Source organism: Streptomyces sp. BR123, assembly GCF_013401435.1.
Lineage (GTDB): Bacteria > Actinomycetota > Actinomycetes > Streptomycetales > Streptomycetaceae > Streptomyces.
Map to the genome: position 1 here is coordinate 1 of NZ_JACBGN010000026.1, position 17184 is coordinate 17184.

The 17184-nt window shown below is 73.2% G+C and carries 15 protein-coding genes; 11 read left to right on the forward strand and 4 right to left on the reverse strand.

Annotation, left to right across the window (positions count from 1 at the left end):
* From HYE82_RS06710 to HYE82_RS06740, 7 genes are all read left to right on the forward strand, one after another.
* Positions 1-1079 (forward strand): hypothetical protein (locus tag HYE82_RS06710; protein ID WP_218782330.1); only part of this gene is annotated, 1079 nt, incomplete at its 5' end.
* Between the two features lie 20 nt (positions 1080-1099).
* Positions 1100-2353, forward strand: a complete 1254-nt coding sequence (gene dxr / locus HYE82_RS06715) for a 1-deoxy-D-xylulose-5-phosphate reductoisomerase (protein WP_179173009.1) — start codon at positions 1100-1102, stop codon at positions 2351-2353.
* Positions 2350-3651, forward strand: coding sequence for an RIP metalloprotease (locus tag HYE82_RS06720; RefSeq protein ID WP_179173010.1), 1302 nt, complete (start codon positions 2350-2352; stop codon positions 3649-3651). The genes dxr and HYE82_RS06720 overlap by 4 nt, the downstream gene beginning before the upstream one ends.
* A 174-nt stretch (positions 3652-3825) precedes the next feature.
* On the forward strand, positions 3826-4983 hold the full coding sequence (gene ispG, locus HYE82_RS06725) for a flavodoxin-dependent (E)-4-hydroxy-3-methylbut-2-enyl-diphosphate synthase (protein ID WP_179173011.1): 1158 nt from the start codon (positions 3826-3828) through the stop codon (positions 4981-4983).
* A 179-nt stretch (positions 4984-5162) separates the two neighbouring features.
* On the forward strand, positions 5163-6008 hold the full coding sequence (locus tag HYE82_RS06730) for a GNAT family N-acetyltransferase (RefSeq protein ID WP_179173012.1): 846 nt from the start codon (positions 5163-5165) through the stop codon (positions 6006-6008).
* A gap of 247 nt (positions 6009-6255) precedes the next feature.
* Positions 6256-6828: a GNAT family N-acetyltransferase gene (locus HYE82_RS06735; RefSeq protein ID WP_179173013.1), complete on the forward strand. Its 573-nt coding sequence runs from the start codon at positions 6256-6258 to the stop codon at positions 6826-6828.
* Positions 6829-6870: 42 nt separating this feature from the next.
* Positions 6871-8583 (forward strand): proline--tRNA ligase, encoded by a 1713-nt coding sequence (locus HYE82_RS06740; RefSeq protein ID WP_179173014.1) that lies wholly within the window; start codon positions 6871-6873, stop codon positions 8581-8583.
* Positions 8584-8690: 107 nt separating this feature from the next.
* On the opposite strand, the gene HYE82_RS06745 is transcribed toward HYE82_RS06740, so the two are convergent.
* The 4 genes from HYE82_RS06745 to HYE82_RS06760 are packed head-to-tail and all read right to left on the reverse strand — an operon-like array spanning position 8691 to position 11737.
* On the reverse strand, positions 8691-9752 hold the full coding sequence (locus HYE82_RS06745; RefSeq protein ID WP_179173015.1) for a slipin family protein: 1062 nt from the start codon (positions 9750-9752) through the stop codon (positions 8691-8693).
* Between the two features lie 41 nt (positions 9753-9793).
* Positions 9794-10699: an aminoglycoside phosphotransferase family protein gene (locus HYE82_RS06750; RefSeq protein WP_179173016.1), complete on the reverse strand. Its 906-nt coding sequence runs from the start codon at positions 10697-10699 to the stop codon at positions 9794-9796.
* Between the two features lie 43 nt (positions 10700-10742).
* A complete protein-coding gene (locus HYE82_RS06755) occupies positions 10743-11183 on the reverse strand; it encodes a ferritin-like domain-containing protein (protein WP_309144222.1) in 441 nt (146 codons plus the stop codon).
* Positions 11180-11737 (reverse strand): hypothetical protein, encoded by a 558-nt coding sequence (locus HYE82_RS06760; protein WP_179173017.1) that lies wholly within the window; start codon positions 11735-11737, stop codon positions 11180-11182. Before HYE82_RS06760 ends, HYE82_RS06755 begins: the two co-directional genes overlap by 4 nt.
* Before the next feature lie 154 nt (positions 11738-11891).
* Here HYE82_RS06760 and rimP point away from each other — a divergent pair, with 154 nt between their 5' ends.
* The 4 genes from rimP to infB all read left to right on the forward strand — a co-directional run bounded on the left by rimP (position 11892) and on the right by infB (position 17034).
* Positions 11892-12404 carry a ribosome maturation factor RimP gene (gene rimP / locus HYE82_RS06765; RefSeq protein WP_179173018.1) on the forward strand — a complete coding sequence of 171 codons (513 nt, stop codon included), beginning with the start codon at positions 11892-11894 and terminating at the stop codon, positions 12402-12404.
* A gap of 2 nt (positions 12405-12406) precedes the next feature.
* The gene (gene nusA / locus HYE82_RS06770; protein WP_179173019.1) at positions 12407-13405 is read left to right on the forward strand and encodes a transcription termination factor NusA; all 999 of its coding nucleotides are present in this window, start codon (positions 12407-12409) and stop codon (positions 13403-13405) included.
* Between the two features lie 131 nt (positions 13406-13536).
* A complete protein-coding gene (locus HYE82_RS06775) occupies positions 13537-13824 on the forward strand; it encodes a YlxR family protein (protein WP_179173020.1) in 288 nt (95 codons plus the stop codon).
* Positions 13825-13971: 147 nt separating this feature from the next.
* Positions 13972-17034, forward strand: coding sequence for a translation initiation factor IF-2 (gene infB, locus HYE82_RS38880; protein WP_179173021.1), 3063 nt, complete (start codon positions 13972-13974; stop codon positions 17032-17034).
* Positions 17035-17184: the final 150 nt, after the last annotated feature.

A 17184-nucleotide genomic window follows, 5' to 3' on the forward strand; every position in this document is an offset into this window, starting at 1 on the left:
GCCCCTCGCCCGCCCTGCTCGCCACCCTCGGCGCCGAACTCGGGCGGGATCCGCAGCCGCCGCTGACCGGCGCCGAGGTGATCGCCCTGCTGCGCCGGCACGGCCGCCGCCGGCCGCGGATCCCGCTCGACGTCCTCACCCTGGAGCACGGGCTCGACCCCGCCCTGCTGCTGCGCGAGCACGCCCGCTCCCCGCTGCCGCCCGGCTCCGCCGAAGCGCTGCTGCTCGTCGGAGAGCTCGACCGGCAGACCTGCCTCGCCCTGCTCGACACCCGTGCGCAGGAGGCGTACGGGCCCGGCTGGCACCGGCCGGCGGTCCGCGCCGTCCGCACCGGCACCCTGACCTTCGACGAGCTCGCGGCGGCCGTGGCCCCGGCCCACCGCGCCCTGCTCCTCGGGCAGCTGCGGGCCGCCGGGAGCCTCGGCTGGAATCTCGCCGAACGGGCCGGGATGCGCGCCGCCCTGACCCGGGTGCTGCGCCCGGCGCTCGGCGACGACCCGCGGCTGTGGGCCGAACTCCGCCGCCACGCCCCCGGATTCCGCGGCACCCTGCCCGAGCTGGCGACCGCGGTGGCCGCCGGGGCCGCACCCCGCCCGCACCCCGGGGGCGGGATACCCGGCCTCGCGCAGGCCGTCGAGGCCCTCGCCCCCGGCCCGGCGCGGCCGGCCGCCGGCGGCGTCGACCGCGAGCTGGCCCTGGCCAGCCTCGGGGTGCCCAACGCCATGGGCGACCTGCGCGAGGACATCCGCTGGGTCCGGGCCTGCCTGGACCGCGGCGTGCTCGCCGGCGCCGACATCGTCCGGCACAAGGCGCCCGCCGCGTGGGCCCTGGACGAGGACCACTGGCTGGGCGACACCGACCATCCCGACCGGCACGACCGGCCCGATGCCGTCCTCGCCGCCCGCGCCGAGGCCGACCGGCTGTGCCACGCCGCGCTCGGCACGGACCCCGACGCCTGGTGGGCCGCCGCCCGCGCGCTGCCCGACTGCGTCGGCACCCTGCCCGAGCTCCTCGCCGGAGTGCTGCGCGGGGACCCGGGCGGGGACGCCTGCGGGGACTCCGTGTCCGAGCGCTCCTGAGTTGCCGCGACAATGGGGGGATGAGCGACAGTCCAGCCCCCCTCGCCGATCCGCACCTCCTCTTCGACGCCGCGGCCGGCCGCCGGGACGTCGTCGTCCTCGGCTCCACCGGGTCCATCGGCACCCAGGCCATCGACCTGGCCCTGCGCAACCCGGAGCGGTTCCGGGTGACCGCGCTGTCCGCTGCGGGCGGGCGCCCGGGGCTGCTGGCCGAGCAGGCCCGACAGCTGCGGGTCCATGCCGTGGCCGTGGCCCGCGAGGACGCCGTACCGGCCCTGAAAGAGGCGCTGAGCGCCGCCTACGGAGCCTCCGAGCCGCTGCCCGAGATCCTGGCCGGGCCGGACGCCGCGACCGAACTCGCCGGCTCCGCGTGCCACACCGTCCTCAACGGCATCACCGGCTCCATCGGCCTCGCACCCACCCTCGCGGCGCTGAGGGCGGGCCGGACCCTCGCCCTGGCCAACAAGGAGTCGCTGATCGTCGGCGGCCCGCTGGTCAAGGAGCTCGCGCAGCCCGGGCAGATCATCCCGGTCGACTCCGAGCACGCCGCCCTCTTCCAGGCGCTGGCCGCCGGCACGCGGGCCGACGTCCGCAAGCTCGTGGTCACCGCCTCCGGCGGCCCCTTCCGCGGCCGCACCCGCGCCGAGCTGGCGGCCGTCACCGTCGAGGACGCGCTCGCGCACCCCACCTGGGCGATGGGCCCGGTCATCACCGTCAACTCGGCGACCCTGGTCAACAAGGGGCTGGAGGTCATCGAGGCGCACCTGCTCTACGACATCCCCTTCGACCGCATCGAGGTCGTCGTCCACCCCCAGTCCTACGTGCACTCGATGGTGGAGTTCTCCGACGGCTCCACCCTCGCCCAGGCGACCCCGCCGGACATGCGCGGCCCCATCGCGATCGGCCTCGGCTGGCCGCAGCGCGTCCCGGACGCCGCCCCCGCCTTCGACTGGACCAAGGCGTCCACCTGGGAGTTCTTCCCCCTCGACACCGAGGCCTTCCCGGCCGTGGACCTGGCCCGGCACGTGGGCACGCTCGGCTCCACCGCCCCCGCCGTCTTCAATGCGGCGAACGAGGAGTGCGTGGACGCGTTCCTGGCCGGTCGGCTGCCGTTCACAGCAATCATGGATACGGTCTCTGCCGTGGTCGATGAGCACGGGACGCCGGACACGGGAACTTCCCTCACCGTGGAGGACGTCCTCGAAGCGGAGACCTGGGCCAGGGCCCGGGCACGGGAAACGGCGGCACGGGCCGCCCTGGAGGCGCGCGCATGACAGCACTCATGACGGTGCTCGGCATACTCATCTTCGTATTCGGGCTGCTCGTCTCGATCGCCTGGCACGAGCTGGGCCACCTCTCCACGGCCAAGCTCTTCGGCATCCGCGTGCCCCAGTACATGGTCGGTTTCGGCCCGACCATCTGGTCCCGGCACAAGGGCGAGACGGAGTACGGGATCAAGGCCATCCCGATGGGCGGCTACATCCGCATGATCGGAATGTTCCCGCCCGGCGACGACGGCAAGGTCACCGCCCGGTCGACCTCCCCGTTCCGCTCGATGATCGAGGACGCCCGCTCGGCGGCGTACGAGGAGCTCCAGCCGGGCGACGAGACGCGGCTCTTCTACACGCGCAAGCCGTGGAAGCGCGTCATCGTGATGTTCGCCGGCCCGTTCATGAACCTGGTGCTGGCGCTCGCGGTCTTCTTCGGCGTCTGGACGACCTTCGGCGTCAACCAGACCACCACGAAGATCGCCAGCGTCTCGCCGTGCGTCATCCAGCAGAGCGAGAAGCGCGAGGTCTGCAAGGACGGCGACCCGGTCGCCCCCGCCAAGGCCGCCGGCCTGCGCGCGGACGACCGGATCGTCGCCTTCGACGGGCGCGCCGTGTCCGACTGGTCCACCCTGCAGAAGCGGATCCGCGACACCGTCGGCCCCGCCACCGTCACCGTCGAGCGGGACGGGCAGCGCCTCACCCTGCCCGTCACGCTGATCGAGAACCGGGTGGCCAAGACCGACGGCCACGGCGGCTACGTCAAGGGCGAGTACGTCACGGCCGGCTGGCTCGGCTTCAGCCCGAAGAACGAGACCACACCCCTGACCTTCGGCCAGTCCGTCAGCCACATGGGCGAGGAGGTCGACCGGAGCCTGGAGGGGCTGCTCAAGCTGCCCGCCAAGGTCCCGGGGCTGTGGAACGCCGCCTTCGACGGTGCCGAGCGCGAACCCGACTCCCCGATGGGCATCGTCGGCGCGGCCCGGATCAGCGGCGAGATCGCCACCCTGGACATCCCGGCCACCGACCGGCTGGTGTTCTTCCTCCAGCTCGTCGGCTACTTCAACCTCTCCCTGTTCCTGTTCAACATGCTCCCGCTGCTGCCGCTCGACGGCGGGCACATCGCGGGGGCCCTGTGGGAGTCGGTGCGGCGCGCGGTGGCCAAGGTCTTCCGCCGGCCCGACCCCGGCCCGTTCGACGTGGCGAAGCTGATGCCCGCCGCATACGTGGTGGCCGGCGTGTTCGTCTGCTTCACGCTGCTCGTCCTCGTGGCCGACGTGGTGAACCCGATCAAGATCACCTGATTCGACCGCACGAGCGCCGGGCGCGCGACGGGCCGGGCACGATACGTGCCCGGCCCGTCGCGTACGGGTGCCCGGCCGCCTCGGATGCAAGGGCGGCGCCCACGTTGGCGTAACCTCGAAGCCGGAGCCCGCCGATCTCGGGACCTCGATCCACACCTTGGGGTTGCACTGCAGATGACTGCCATCTCTCTCGGAATGCCGTCCGTGCCGACGAAGCTTGCCGACCGCAGGGTCAGCCGCAAGATCCAGGTCGGCACGGTCGCCGTCGGTGGCGACGCACCCGTGTCGGTGCAGTCCATGACCACCACCCGTACCTCCGACATCGGCGCCACGCTCCAGCAGATCGCGGAGCTGACCGCGTCCGGCTGCGAGATCGTCCGCGTGGCCTGCCCGACCCAGGACGACGCCGACGCCCTCGCCGTCATCGCGAAGAAGTCGCAGATCCCGGTCATCGCCGACATCCACTTCCAGCCCAAGTACGTGTTCGCCGCGATCGACGCCGGCTGCGCCGCCGTCCGCGTGAACCCGGGCAACATCAAGCAGTTCGACGACAAGGTCAAGGAGATCGCGAAGGCCGCCGGCGACGCCGGCACCCCGATCCGCATCGGCGTCAACGCCGGCTCCCTCGACCGCCGCCTGCTGCAGAAGTACGGCAAGGCCACCCCCGAGGCGCTGGTCGAGTCCGCGCTGTGGGAGGCCTCCCTCTTCGAGGAGCACGGCTTCCGCGACATCAAGATCTCGGTCAAGCACAACGACCCGGTCGTGATGGTCAACGCCTACCGCCAGCTGGCCGCCCAGTGCGACTACCCGCTGCACCTCGGCGTCACCGAGGCCGGCCCCGCCTTCCAGGGCACCATCAAGTCCGCCGTCGCCTTCGGCGCCCTGCTCTCCGAGGGCATCGGCGACACCATCCGCGTCTCCCTCTCGGCCCCGCCGGTCGAGGAGGTCAAGGTCGGCCGCCAGATCCTGGAGTCGCTGAACCTCAAGCCGCGCCGCCTGGAGATCGTCTCCTGCCCGTCCTGCGGGCGCGCCCAGGTCGACGTCTACAAGCTCGCCGAGGAGGTCACCGCAGGCCTCACCGGCATGGAGGTCCCGCTCCGCGTCGCGGTCATGGGCTGCGTCGTCAACGGCCCGGGCGAGGCCCGCGAGGCCGACCTCGGCGTCGCCTCCGGCAATGGCAAGGGCCAGATCTTCGTCAAGGGCGAGGTCATCAAGACCGTCCCCGAGTCGAAGATCGTGGAGACCCTCATCGAGGAGGCGATGAAGATCGCCGAGCAGATGGAGAAGGACGGCGTCGCCTCCGGCGAGCCCACCGTCGCCATCGGCGTCTGAGCCACCCCGCCGGCCCCCCCCCGGCACCCAGCACGCAGTACCCGGCACGCACCGGCCCCGGCCCCGTTCCCGCAGCTCGCGGGCGGGGCCGCGGCCTTTTCGTGACCGCTGCGGCCGGGCGCTCCCCCCGCCCGGCGGGTACAGTTCGACAGATCAGCAGCCCTGTAGGTGAGGCCCCAGTGTTGACGCAGACCACCACGCGGGTCCTTGAGCCCAGCGATCTCGAGGCCGCGCTCGCGATCCTGGAGCGCGAACCGGTCGAGAACGCCTTCGTCACCTCCCGGGTCCAGGTCGCCGGACTCGACCCGTGGCGCCTGGGGGGCGAGATGTGGGGCTACTACGCGGGCGGTGAGCTGCGCTCCCTGTGCTACGCGGGCGCCAACCTCGTCCCCGTCTGCGCCGGCCCCGACGCCGTACGGGCCTTCGCCGACCGCGCCCGGCGCACGGGCCGCCGATGCTCCTCCATCGTCGGCCCCGCCGAGGCCACCGGACTGCTGTGGCGGCTCCTGGAGCCCAGCTGGGGCCCCGCCCGCGAGGTCCGGTCCCACCAGCCGCTCATGGTCACCGAACGGCCGTCCTCCGACGTACGGCCCGACCCGCTCGTCCGCCGGATCCGCAAGGACGAGATGGAGCTGATCATGCCCGCCTGCGTGGCCATGTTCACCGAGGAGGTCGGCGTCTCCCCGCTGGCCGGCGACGGCGGCCTCCTCTACCAGGCCCGGGTCGCCGAGCTGGTCGGTTCCGGCCGCTCCTTCGCCCGCGTCGAGAACGGCAAGGTCGTCTTCAAGGCGGAGATCGGCGCCGCGACCGCCTCCGCCTGCCAGGTCCAGGGCGTGTGGGTGGCTCCCGAGTTCCGCGGCCGCGGCCACTCCGAGACCGGCATGGCCGCCGTCGTCGACTTCGCGCTGCGCGACGTCGCGCCCGTGGTCAGCCTGTACGTCAACGATTTCAACACCGCCGCCCGGGCGGCGTACCGGCGCGTCGGCTTCCGCGAGGTCGGCGCGTTCATGAGCGTTCTGTTCTAGCGCTCCCGCCGGAAGCCTTGCCGGCCCGCGGCGTCCGGTGCGGTGCACCGCGAGGCAGAGGACCGCAGCTCGTACCCGGCGTGCTCGCCCGGTCCGACGACGCAGCGAGGCGCCGTGCCGGGCGCCGTGAGGAGGTGAACCCTTCCGGTCAGAGCACCGGGCGGCCGCCGGCACGGTCGGCGGGAACTCCCCCCTGGCACCCGCCCGGGCATACCGGCGGGCCGGGACCGCCGAGTAAGGTCACCGCATGCTGCCTACCCCCGAGGGCGACGTCCCCGCCCGGCCCGCAGGACTGAGCATCGGCCCCCTCGACCTCGCCGCGCGCGTCGACGAGGCCCTGCGCGTGCAGGCCGTGGCCTTCGGGCTCAGCGAGGAGGAGATCGGCATCCGGCGCTACATCGTCCAGCGCCACATGACCTGCCGCGGAGCCCGGGCCCTCGGCGCGTTCACCGACGACGGGGCCCTCGCCGGATTCGTCTACGGGATGCCGAACGACCGCACGTACTGGTGGTCCTCGATCGTCGAGCCGTACCTGCGGGCCGCGGGCCACGACGGCTGGCTCGACGACTCCTTCGTCATCACCGAGCTGCACGTCCACCCCGGCTTCCAGGGCCGCGGCGTCGGCCGCGCCCTCATCACCCGGATCACCGACAGCGCCGAGGAGCCCCGCTCGATCCTCTCCGCCGTCGACGCCGAGAGCCCGGCCCGCCGGCTCTACCGCGCCCTCGGCTACACCGACCTCGCCCGCCAGGTGCACTTCCCGAGCGCGAGCATGCCGTACGCCGTCATGGGCGCCCCGCTGCCGCTGCGCAGGCCCTGAAATGGCTTCGGGCCGCCCGCGGTCCACCGGTAGCCTCCCGTCATGGCAACGCAATCCGTTCAGCGCATGTCCCGCCTCATGGCCAGGACCCTCCGCGAGGATCCGGCCGACGCCGAGACCCTCAGCCACCGCCTCCTCGTCCGCGCCGGATACGTCCGCCGCAGCTCGGCCGGGGTGTGGACCTGGCTGCCGCTCGGCAAGCGGGTCCTGGACAACGTCTCGCGCATCGTCCGGGAGGAGATGGACGCGATCGGCGGCCAGGAGGTGCTGCTCCCGGCCCTGCTGCCGAAGGAGCCCTACGAGGTCAGCGGGCGCTGGTCGGAATACGGCGACCTGCTGTTCCGGCTCAGGGACCGCAAGGGCGCGGACTACCTGCTCGGCCCCACCCACGAGGAGATCTTCACCCTCGTCGTGAAGGACCAGTGCACGTCCTACAAGGACCTGCCGGTGATGCTCTACCAGATCCAGACCAAGTACCGCGACGAGGCCCGGCCCCGCTCCGGGGTGCTGCGCGGCCGCGAGTTCCAGATGAAGGACTCGTACTCCTTCGATGTCAGCGACGAGGGGCTGGCCGAGTCCTACGCCCTCCACCGGGCCGCGTACCAGCGCATCTTCACCCGTCTCGGCCTCGACCACCGGATCGTCTCGGCGGTCTCCGGCGCGATGGGCGGCTCCGCGTCGGAGGAGTTCCTGGCGCCCGCGGCGGCCGGCGAGGACACCTTCGTGGACTGCCCCGCCTGCGACTACGCGGCCAACACCGAGGCGGTGGCCTTCGTCCCGGAGTCCGCCGCGGAGGCGGGCGCCGGCCACCCCCCGCTGGAGGAGATCCCCACCCCCGACACCCCGACGATCGAGACGCTGGCGGCCCACCTCGGCGTGCCCGCGTCGGCCACGCTGAAGAACCTGCTGGTGAAGGTCGACGGCGAGATCACGGCCGTCGGCGTGCCCGGGGACCGCGAGGTGGACCTCGGCAAGCTGGGCGAGCACCTCGCCCCGGCGGTGGTGGAGCTGGTGACGGCCGAGGACTTCGTCGACCGCCCCGACCTGGTACGCGGCTACGTGGGCCCGCAGGGCTTCGGCAAGGTCCCCTACATCGCCGACCCCCGTGTCGCACCCGGCACTTCGTGGGTGACGGGCGCCAACAAGCCCGACACGCACGCCCGGAACGTGGTCTGCGGCCGCGACTTCGAGGTGGACCGCTACCTCGACGTGGTCGTCGTGGAGCCCGGCGACCCCTGCCCGCAGTGCGGTGCCGGGCTGAGGCTGGACCGCGCCATCGAGGTCGGCCACATCTTCCAGCTCGGCCGCAAGTACGCGGACGCCTTCGGGCTCGACGTGCTGGGCCGCGAGGGCAAGCCGGTGCGGGTCACGATGGGCAGCTACGGCATCGGCGTCTCGCGGGCCGTGGCGGCACTGGCCGAGCAGACCGCCGACGAGCGCGGCCTGTCCTGGCCGGCGGAGGTGGCCCCCGCGGACGTCCACGTGGTGGCGGCGGGCAAGGCCGTGCAGCTGGCGCTCGCCGAAGCGGCGGCCTCGGCGCTGGCGGAGTCCGGCCTGCGGGTCCTGCTCGACGACCGGGCCGGCCTCTCGCCGGGCGTGAAGCTCACCGACGCCGAGCTGATCGGCGTGCCGTGGATCGTGGTGGCGGGCCGCCGGTCCGCCGAGTCCGTGGTCGAACTCCAGCACCGCGCCACCGGCGCCCGCGAGGAACTCTCCCTGGACGAGGCGCTGAACCGCCTGCGCGAAGCCCGCTGAACCGTTCGCTGCTGCCTGCTGCCTGCTGCCTGCTGCCTGCTGCCTGCTGCCTGCTGCCTGCTGCCTGCTGCCTGCTGCCTGCTGCCGCCCGGGCAGCAGGCGGGCCCTCAGGCCGCCGGTCCGGCCGCCCGGTCGGTGTCGGCCGGGAACAGGGGCTCGGGGTCGACGGGCTCGGGGTCGAGGGCCTCGGAGCCGTCCTCGGCCGCGGCCACGGAGGGCACACCGGCGTCCACCCCGGGGGGCAGGTCCGGTACGGCGGGCAGGGCCCCGGCCCCGGCGCCGTACGCGACGACGGCTTCGTATCCGGCGTCCGCTCCCGCAGCGGCCCCGGCTTCCGCGTCCGCCCCCGCTCCTTCCGCGTCGGCTCCTGCCGCCGGCCGGGGCTGGGCCGCCTGGGCCTCGGCCGAACCGGGTGTCGCCCGCTCCAGGAAGCGCAGCAGCTCCACCGGGAACGGCAGCACCAGCGTGGAGTTCTTCTCCGCGGCCACCGCCACCACCGTCTGCAGCAGCCGCAGCTGGAGCGCCGCCGGCTGGTCCGACATGACCGCCGCCGCCTCGGCCAGCTTCTTCGACGCCTGGAGCTCCGCGTCCGCGTTGATCACCCGGGCCCGGCGCTCGCGGTCGGCCTCCGCCTGCCGCGCCATCGACCGCTTCATCGTCTCCGGCAGCGAGACGTCCTTGATCTCGACCCGGTCGATCTGCACGCCCCACCCCACGGCAGGGCTGTCGATCATCAGCTCCAGGCCCTGGTTCAGCTTCTCCCGGTTGGACAGCAGGTCGTCCAGGTCGGACTTGCCGATGATCGAGCGCAGAGAGGTCTGCGCCATCTGCGACACCGCGAAGCGGTAGTCCTCCACCTCGATGATCGCGCTGGCCGGGTCCACGACCTTGAAGTACACGACCGCGTCGACCCGCACCGTGACGTTGTCCCGGGTGATGCCCTCCTGCGCCGGCACCGGCATCGTCACGATCTGCATGTTCACCTTGTGCATCCGGTCGACCAAGGGCACGACCATGGTGAAACCCGGGGGCCGGATACCCGTCCGCAGCCGGCCGAAGCGCAGGACCACGCCCCGTTCGTACTGCCTCACCACCCGGGCCGCGGCACCCGCGTACACCACCACCGCCAGACCCGCCGCGACACCCGCTGCAAGCAGTTCCTGGACCATGACGGCCTCCTGCCGGGCATACGTTCTACCTACCGTATGCCCTACAACCAGGTGCCAAACTCCAGGAGCAGTTCCGCGTCCCGGCGCCGCCCGGCGGCCAGCGCGCGGTTGCCCGACTCCGCGGCCCGGAACAGCGTCCAGCCCCGCAGCCGGTCCCGGTCCACCTCCAGGCTGTCGGCCAGCCTGTTCACCCGGCGGCGGGCGCCCGCCGCCCCCGCCGAGGAGGCGACCAGGTCCTCCAGCCGGTCCCGGACCAGCCGGGCGAGGTCGTACGCACGCTCGCCGACCAGCGGGTCCGGTCCCACCGTCAGCCACGGGGCCCGGTCGCCCGCCAGCACCTTGCCCTGCCGGAAGTTCCCGTGCAGCAGCAGCTCCTCGCCGGGCTCGGCGGTCAGCTCCTCGCGGGCCTCCAGCGCCGCCGACGCGAGCGCCGCGGCCTCCGGCGGGGCCTTGCGCAGCTCCTCGGCCTGCCGAGCGGTGCGCTGTGCGACCGTTTCGAAGGCGTGTCCGGCCGGCGGCTGCACCCACAGCCGGCGCAGCGTGCCGCAGGCCTCCAGTACGGCCTTGGCCTCGGGCAGGGACCGCAGGGACACCTCGGGGTGGAGCCGCTCCAGCAGCAGGGCCCCGTCCTCGGCGCTCTGGCGGGTGTCGAGGACCCGTACGGCCCCGAACCCGCCCCAGTGCGCCAGCGCGGCCAGCTCCAGGTCGGGCCGGGCCTGCGGGGGAGCGAGCTTCAGCGCGGCCGGGGTGCCGTCGGCGTACCGGACGAGGACGACGAGGCTGCTGCGGCCGCCGGGGGCCTGGACCCGCACGGCCTCCACCGCACGCCGGGCCAGCGCCGCCTCGGTGAGCCGGGGCAACTGCTCCAGCCAGTCCGCGGTGCGGGCCGCCGAATCCGGCGTCTCGCCGAGCGCCCGTACGAGCCGCTGCGGCGGTTCGAAAGCCATGCGTGCGTGATCCCTTTCAGCTCGACCGGGCCCGTGCGCGTGATCAGCGCTTCTCCGCGAGCCCAGGGAAGGCTACGCCGACACCGCGCCAGCGTGCCGCGCGCACGGCCGCGGCGCTCAGCGCGTCGGCCGCCTCGCGGCGCAGCCGGCCGTCCGCGGCCCGCACCAGATCGGAGTACGCGCCCGCCACCCGGTCCTCGATCTCGGCGGCCAGCCGCTCGGCGTCGGCGGGGCTGCGCACCTCGTGCGGGAGGGCGTACGCCGGTTCAGCGGCCCGGGGCGTACCGCCGAGCTCGCGCACGGTGCGCGCCAGCGCGTCCCGGCGCGCGACATGGGTGCCGTGCGCCTCGCGGGCCTCGGCTGCGCGGGGGGACGCGGCCCGGGCGCCGATCACCCCGTAGCCGTAGACCGCCGCGTGCTCGGCGGCGAGGGCGGACTGCGCGGCCTCCAGGGCCCGGTTGGCGGGGGAGGGCGAGGGCTTCACGGCGTGGCTCCCGGGGGCGAGGTCAGCAGGTGGGTGTGGACGGCGCCGCAGGCGGCCACCGAGGCGAGCAGCCGGGCCAGCTCCCCGGGCGCCCCGCCCAGGGCGACGGTCCGGGCCTCGGCCAGGCTGCGCTCGGCGTCGGCCAGGGCGGCCAGCGCGTCCTCGGCCTTCGGCGGAACCGGCTCGGCGCTCGCGGCGGGAGTGCCGCCGTCCGGCGCGGGGGCGGCGGATCCCTTGGCCGATCCGGTCCCGGGAGTGCGCGAGGCGGAGGGGGAGGCGGGGGAGGCCAGCGCCGCCGTGTGCGCGGCGACCGCCGAGCGCAGGGGGGCCAGCCGTGCGGCGAGGGCCGGGTGGGCGGCGGAGGTGGCGTCGTAACGTTCCAGCAGCCGCTCACTGTCTCGCACGGCCGCCTCGCGCATCCCCCGTTCGAGTGAAACGCCGGCGGTGGCGCCGGTGTCCGCGGGCGCGCCGGAACAGCCGGTGAGCAGCGCCGCGCCGGCGGCACCGGCGAGCAGGCTCCTTCGCGAAGGCCTCGGGGGCGGGGTCCAGGGCACGGCGACGTCCTCGGGGGTGGTACGGGCAGGGTGTGATCACGGTACCCGGGGCCGTGTCCGCCCGGCTGACGGCAACACCCTCCGCGACCGGATACCCTTTGACCTGACACGCGACGTACACCACAACAGCACACGCGGCCGAGGAGTCACCCGGATGAGCACCACCCAGAGCGACAGGCTGCGCGGATTGCTGGAGCCGCTCGTCGCCGCCAAGGGCCTGGACCTCGAGGACATCGAGCTGTCCAGGGCAGGAAAGCGCCGGATGCTGCGCATCATCGTGGACTCCGACGAGGGCGTGGAACTGGACGCGTGTGCGGAGCTGAGCCGCGAGGTCTCCGACAAGCTCGACGAGACCGACGCGATGGGCGAGGGCGAGTACGTCCTCGAGGTGAGCTCCCCGGGCGCCGACCGTCCGCTGACCGAGCACCGCCACTACGTACGGGCCGTCGGCCGCCTCGTGAAGTTCCAGCTGTCCGCCGGAGGCGAGAAGGGTGCCGGGGACCTGGTCGCCCGCATCCTCGGCGTCGACGAGGAGGGCATGGACCTCGAGGTTCCGGGCGTGAAGGGCCGCAAGGCGACCGCCCGCCGCATCGCGTTCACGGACATCGCCAGGGCGCGTGTCGAGATCGAGTTCAACCGCAAGGACAAGAAGGAAGAGGAGGCGTAGCCGTGGACATCGACATGAGTGCCCTGCGGGGTCTGGTCCGGGAGAAGGAGATCTCCTTCGACCTGCTCGTCGAGGCGATCGAGTCGGCCCTCCTCATCGCGTACCACCGCACCGAGGGCAGCTTCCGCCGGGCGCGCGTGGAGCTGGACCGCACCAACGGGCACGTCGTCGTCTGGGCGACGGAGGACCCGCGGGACCTGGAGGAGGGGCAGGAGCCCAAGGAGTTCGACGACACTCCGTCGGACTTCGGCCGGATCGCCGCGACCACCGCCAAGCAGGTGATCCTGCAGCGTCTGCGCGACGCGGAGGACGACCTGACGTTCGGCGAGTTCGCCGGGCGCGAGGGCGACATCATGACCGGCGTCGTGCAGCAGGGCAAGGACCCGAAGAACGTCCTGGTCGACATCGGCAAGCTGGAGGCCATCCTGCCCGTGCAGGAGCAGGTCCCCGGCGAGGAGTACCCGCACGGCCTCCGCCTCAAGGCGTACGTCGTCCGGGTGGCGAAGGGCGTCCGCGGCCCGTCCGTGACCCTGTCGCGCACCCACCCGAACCTCGTGAAGAAGCTCTTCGCGCTGGAGGTCCCGGAGATCGCGGACGGCAGCGTGGAGATCTCGGCGATCGCCCGTGAGGCCGGCCACCGCACCAAGATCGCCGTCCGGTCCACCCGTTCGGGCCTCAACCCGAAGGGTGCCTGCATCGGCCCGATGGGCGCCCGTGTGCGCAACGTCATGGCCGAGCTGCACGGCGAGAAGATCGACATCGTCGACTGGTCCGACGATCCGGCGGAGATGGTCGCGAACGCCCTGTCCCCCGCCCGGGTGAGCAAGGTCGAGGTCGTCGACTGGGACTCCCGCTCGGCCCGGGTGACCGTGCCCGACTACCAGCTGTCGCTGGCCATCGGCAAGGAGGGCCAGAACGCCCGCCTCGCCGCGCGCCTGACCGGCTGGCGCATCGACATCCGCCCGGACACCGAGCACGCCTCGGGTCAGGGCGGGGAATAAAACCGGTACCGGGCGGCGCTGTCGCCCGGTACACAGGTTCAAGGCAACAGATCAAGACAGCAGATCGCGACAACGTCCGTTCGATTTTTCGCCCGAAGGGGCGAGGTCGACACGGGGAGGTAGACTGAGCCGTGTCTGGCCGGACGCAAGCCCGCGCATGCCCCGAACGCACCTGTGTGGGGTGCCGGGAGCGAGCGGCCAAGAGCGAACTGCTGCGCATCGTGGCGATCGGGGACGAATGCGTCCCCGATCCACGCGGTACGCTGCCCGGCCGGGGTGCCTACGTGCACCCTGCCGAGGTCTGTCTCGACAAGGCGGTCCGCCGCAGAGCGTTCCCCCGGGCCTTCCGGTCCCCGGGAGCACTCGACACGGCCGGGCTGAGCAGAGCCGTGGCCGCACAGGCCGAGGCAACACCGTAAGAAGCACAACGGCACGGATTCCCGTGCGGTCAGGTACCTCGCGAGTTGGAAGTAGGTCGAGATTGCGATGAGCACTCGATGAGTACGCGATGAGTACGCCCATGAAGTAGCGACGGTCCGGCGCAACCCGGACCTAAAAGGAGCGAAGTGGCTAAGGTCCGGGTATACGAACTCGCCAAGGAGTTCGGTGTAGAGAGCAAGGTCGTCATGGCCAAGCTCCAGGAACTCGGTGAGTTTGTCCGTTCGGCGTCCTCGACGATCGAGGCGCCGGTTGTGCGCAAGTTGACTGACGCACTGCAGGGGCCCGGCGGCAGCGCCGGCAAGTCCGCTGCGAAGCCGGGTGCGCCTCGCAAGGCCGCCCCCGCCAAGCCCGGGGTTCCCACCCCGGGTGCCATTGCACGTCCCGCCGCCCCGAAGCCCGGCGCACCGGCCCCCAAGCCGGCCGCAGCCGAGGCTCCGGCAGCGCCTGCCCCGGTGACTCCGGCCACGCCCGGCCCGCGTCCCGGCCCGAAGGCTCCGGCCGCCCCGAAGCCCGCCCCGGCGGCGCCCGTGGCGACCGAGTTCACCGCGCCTCCGGCGGCTCCGGCGCGTCCGGCCGCGACCCCCGGCCCGCGTCCGACGCAGCAGCGTCCCGCGGCCCCCGGTCAGGGCGCGCGTTCCGGCGCCCCGCGTCCGGGTGGCCCGACCCCGGGTGCCCAGGCCCCGCGGCCCGGTGCCCAGGCTCCGCGTCCGGGTGGCCGTCCGGCGGGTCCCCGTCCGGGCAACAACCCGTTCACCTCCGGCGGCTCCACCGGCATGGCGCGCCCGCAGGCGCCCCGTCCGGGCGGCGGCCCCCGCCCCGGTGCCCCCGGCGCCGGCGGCCCCGGTGGCGGTGCTCCGCGTCCGCAGGCCGGCCCCGGTGCCCCGCGTCCGCAGGCCCCCGGCGGCCCGCGTCCGACCCCGGGCGGCATGCCCCGTCCGCAGGGCGGCCCGCGTCCGGCCCCCGGCGGCAACCGTCCGAACCCGGGCATGATGCCGCAGCGTCCCGCTGCCGGCGGTCCCGGCCCGCGTCCCGGCGGCGGCCCCGGCCGTCCCGGTGCCGGCGGTCCGCGTCCCGGCGGCGCCGGTCGTCCCGGCGGCGGCTTCGCCGGCCGTCCGGCCGGTCCGGGCTCCCGTCCGGCCGGCGGCGGCTTCGGCGGCCCGCGTCCGGGTGGCGGCGGCTTCGGCGGCGGCCCGGCCGGTGGCGGCGGCGGTCGTCCCGGCGGCTTCGGCGGCCGTCCCGGCGGTCCGGGTGCCCGCGGCGGTACGCAGGGTGCCTTCGGCCGTCCCGGCGGTCCGGCCCGTCGCGGCCGCAAGTCGAAGCGGCAGCGGCGCCAGGAGTACGAGGCCATGCAGGCCCCGTCCGTCGGCGGCGTGATGCTGCCCCGCGGCAACGGCGAGACCGTTCGCCTGTCGCGCGGTGCGTCCCTCACCGACTTCGCGGAGAAGATCAACGCCAACCCGGCGTCGCTGGTCGCGGTCATGATGAACCTCGGCGAGATGGTCACTGCCACGCAGTCCGTCTCCGACGCGACCCTCCAGCTCCTCGCGGGCGAGATGAACTACGAGGTTCAGATCGTCAGCCCGGAGGAGGAGGACCGCGAGCTGCTCGAGTCCTTCGACATCGAGTTCGGCGAGGACGAGGGCGGCGAGGAGTTCCTCGTGGCGCGTCCGCCGGTCGTCACCGTCATGGGTCACGTCGACCACGGCAAGACCCGCCTCCTCGACGCGATCCGCAAGACCAACGTGGTCGCGGGCGAGGCCGGCGGCATCACCCAGCACATCGGTGCCTACCAGGTCGCGACCCAGGTCAACGAAGAGGACCGCAAGATCACCTTCATCGACACCCCGGGTCACGAGGCGTTCACCGCCATGCGTGCCCGCGGTGCGAAGTCGACCGACATCGCGATCCTCGTGGTGGCGGCCAACGACGGTGTCATGCCGCAGACGATCGAGGCTCTGAACCACGCCAAGGCGGCCGACGTGCCGATCGTGGTCGCGGTCAACAAGATCGACGTCGAGGGCGCGGACCCGACCAAGGTGCGCGGTCAGCTGACCGAGTACGGTCTGGTGGCCGAGGAGTACGGCGGCGACACGATGTTCGTCGACATCTCTGCCAAGCAGGGTCTGAACATCGACAAGCTGCTGGAGGCCGTGGTCCTGACCGCGGACGCCGCCCTCGACCTGCGCGCCAACCCCGAGCAGGACGCCCAGGGTATTGCGATCGAGTCCCACCTCGACCGCGGCCGCGGTGCCGTCTCGACCGTCCTCGTCCAGCGCGGAACCCTGCGCATCGGCGACACGATGGTCGTGGGCGACGCGTACGGCCGTGTCCGCGCGATGCTCGACGACAAGGGCAACAACGTCGAGGAAGCGGGTCCGTCGACCCCCGTCCTGGTCCTGGGTCTCACCAACGTCCCCGGCGCCGGCGACAACTTCCTCGTCGTCGACGAGGACCGTACGGCCCGCCAGATCGCCGAGAAGCGCGCGGCGCGCGAGCGCAACGCCAACTTCGCCAAGCGCGTCCGTCGCGTGTCCCTCGAGGACCTCGACTCCGTGCTCAAGGCCGGTCTGGTCCAGGAACTCAACCTCATCATCAAGGGCGACGCGTCCGGTGCGGTCGAGGCCCTGGAGTCCTCGCTGCTCCAGCTCGACGTCGGCGAAGAGGTCGACATCCGCGTCCTGCACCGCGGTGTGGGTGCGGTCACCGAGTCCGACATCGACCTGGCGATGGGCTCCGACGCCATCGTCATCGGCTACAACGTCCGTGCGGCCGGCCGTGCCGCGCAGATGGCGGAGCGCGAGGGCGTCGACGTCCGGTACTACTCGGTGATCTACCAGGCCATCGAGGAGATCGAGGCGGCCCTGAAGGGTCTGCTCAAGCCGGAGTACGAAGAGGTCGAGCTCGGTACGGCGGAGGTCCGCGAGGTCTTCCGCTCGTCCAAGCTGGGCAACATCGCGGGTGTCCTCATCCGCTCCGGCGAGGTCAAGCGCAACACCAAGGCGCGCCTGCTCCGCGACGGCAAGGTCGTCGCAGAGAACCTCACGATCACCGGTCTGCGCCGCTTCAAGGACGATGTCACCGAGATCCGCGAAGGCTTCGAGGGCGGTATCAACCTCGGAAACTTCAACGACATCAAGATCGACGACATCATCGCGACCTACGAGATGCGCGAGAAGCCCCGCGCGTAAGCGCGAGGCGGTTCGTACCGTGTCGTGACCGGGGCCGGTCGGCGGATTATTTCCGTCGATCGGCCCCGGCCGTTGCGTGTACGGTTCTGGTGACCCTGCCGCCAGTCGGCCGGCAGGCCACCGAACCCGGACCGGCGGGATATCCGGAAC

Bases quoted from the DNA above. Each gene is read 5' to 3' on its own strand.
- HYE82_RS06740 (WP_179173014.1), top strand. From the start codon at position 6,871: ATGGCAACGCAATCCGTTCAGCGCATGTCCCGCCTCATGGCCAGGACC.
- ispG (WP_179173011.1), top strand. From the start codon at position 3,826: ATGACTGCCATCTCTCTCGGAATGCCGTCCGTGCCGACGAAGCTTGCC.
- HYE82_RS06750 (WP_179173016.1), bottom strand. From the start codon at position 10,699: ATGGCTTTCGAACCGCCGCAGCGGCTCGTACGGGCGCTCGGCGAGACG.
- HYE82_RS06735 (WP_179173013.1), top strand. From the start codon at position 6,256: ATGCTGCCTACCCCCGAGGGCGACGTCCCCGCCCGGCCCGCAGGACTG.
- rimP (WP_179173018.1), top strand. From the start codon at position 11,892: ATGAGCACCACCCAGAGCGACAGGCTGCGCGGATTGCTGGAGCCGCTC.
- HYE82_RS06745 (WP_179173015.1), bottom strand. From the start codon at position 9,752: ATGGTCCAGGAACTGCTTGCAGCGGGTGTCGCGGCGGGTCTGGCGGTG.
- dxr (WP_179173009.1), top strand. From the start codon at position 1,100: ATGAGCGACAGTCCAGCCCCCCTCGCCGATCCGCACCTCCTCTTCGAC.
- HYE82_RS06720 (WP_179173010.1), top strand. From the start codon at position 2,350: ATGACAGCACTCATGACGGTGCTCGGCATACTCATCTTCGTATTCGGG.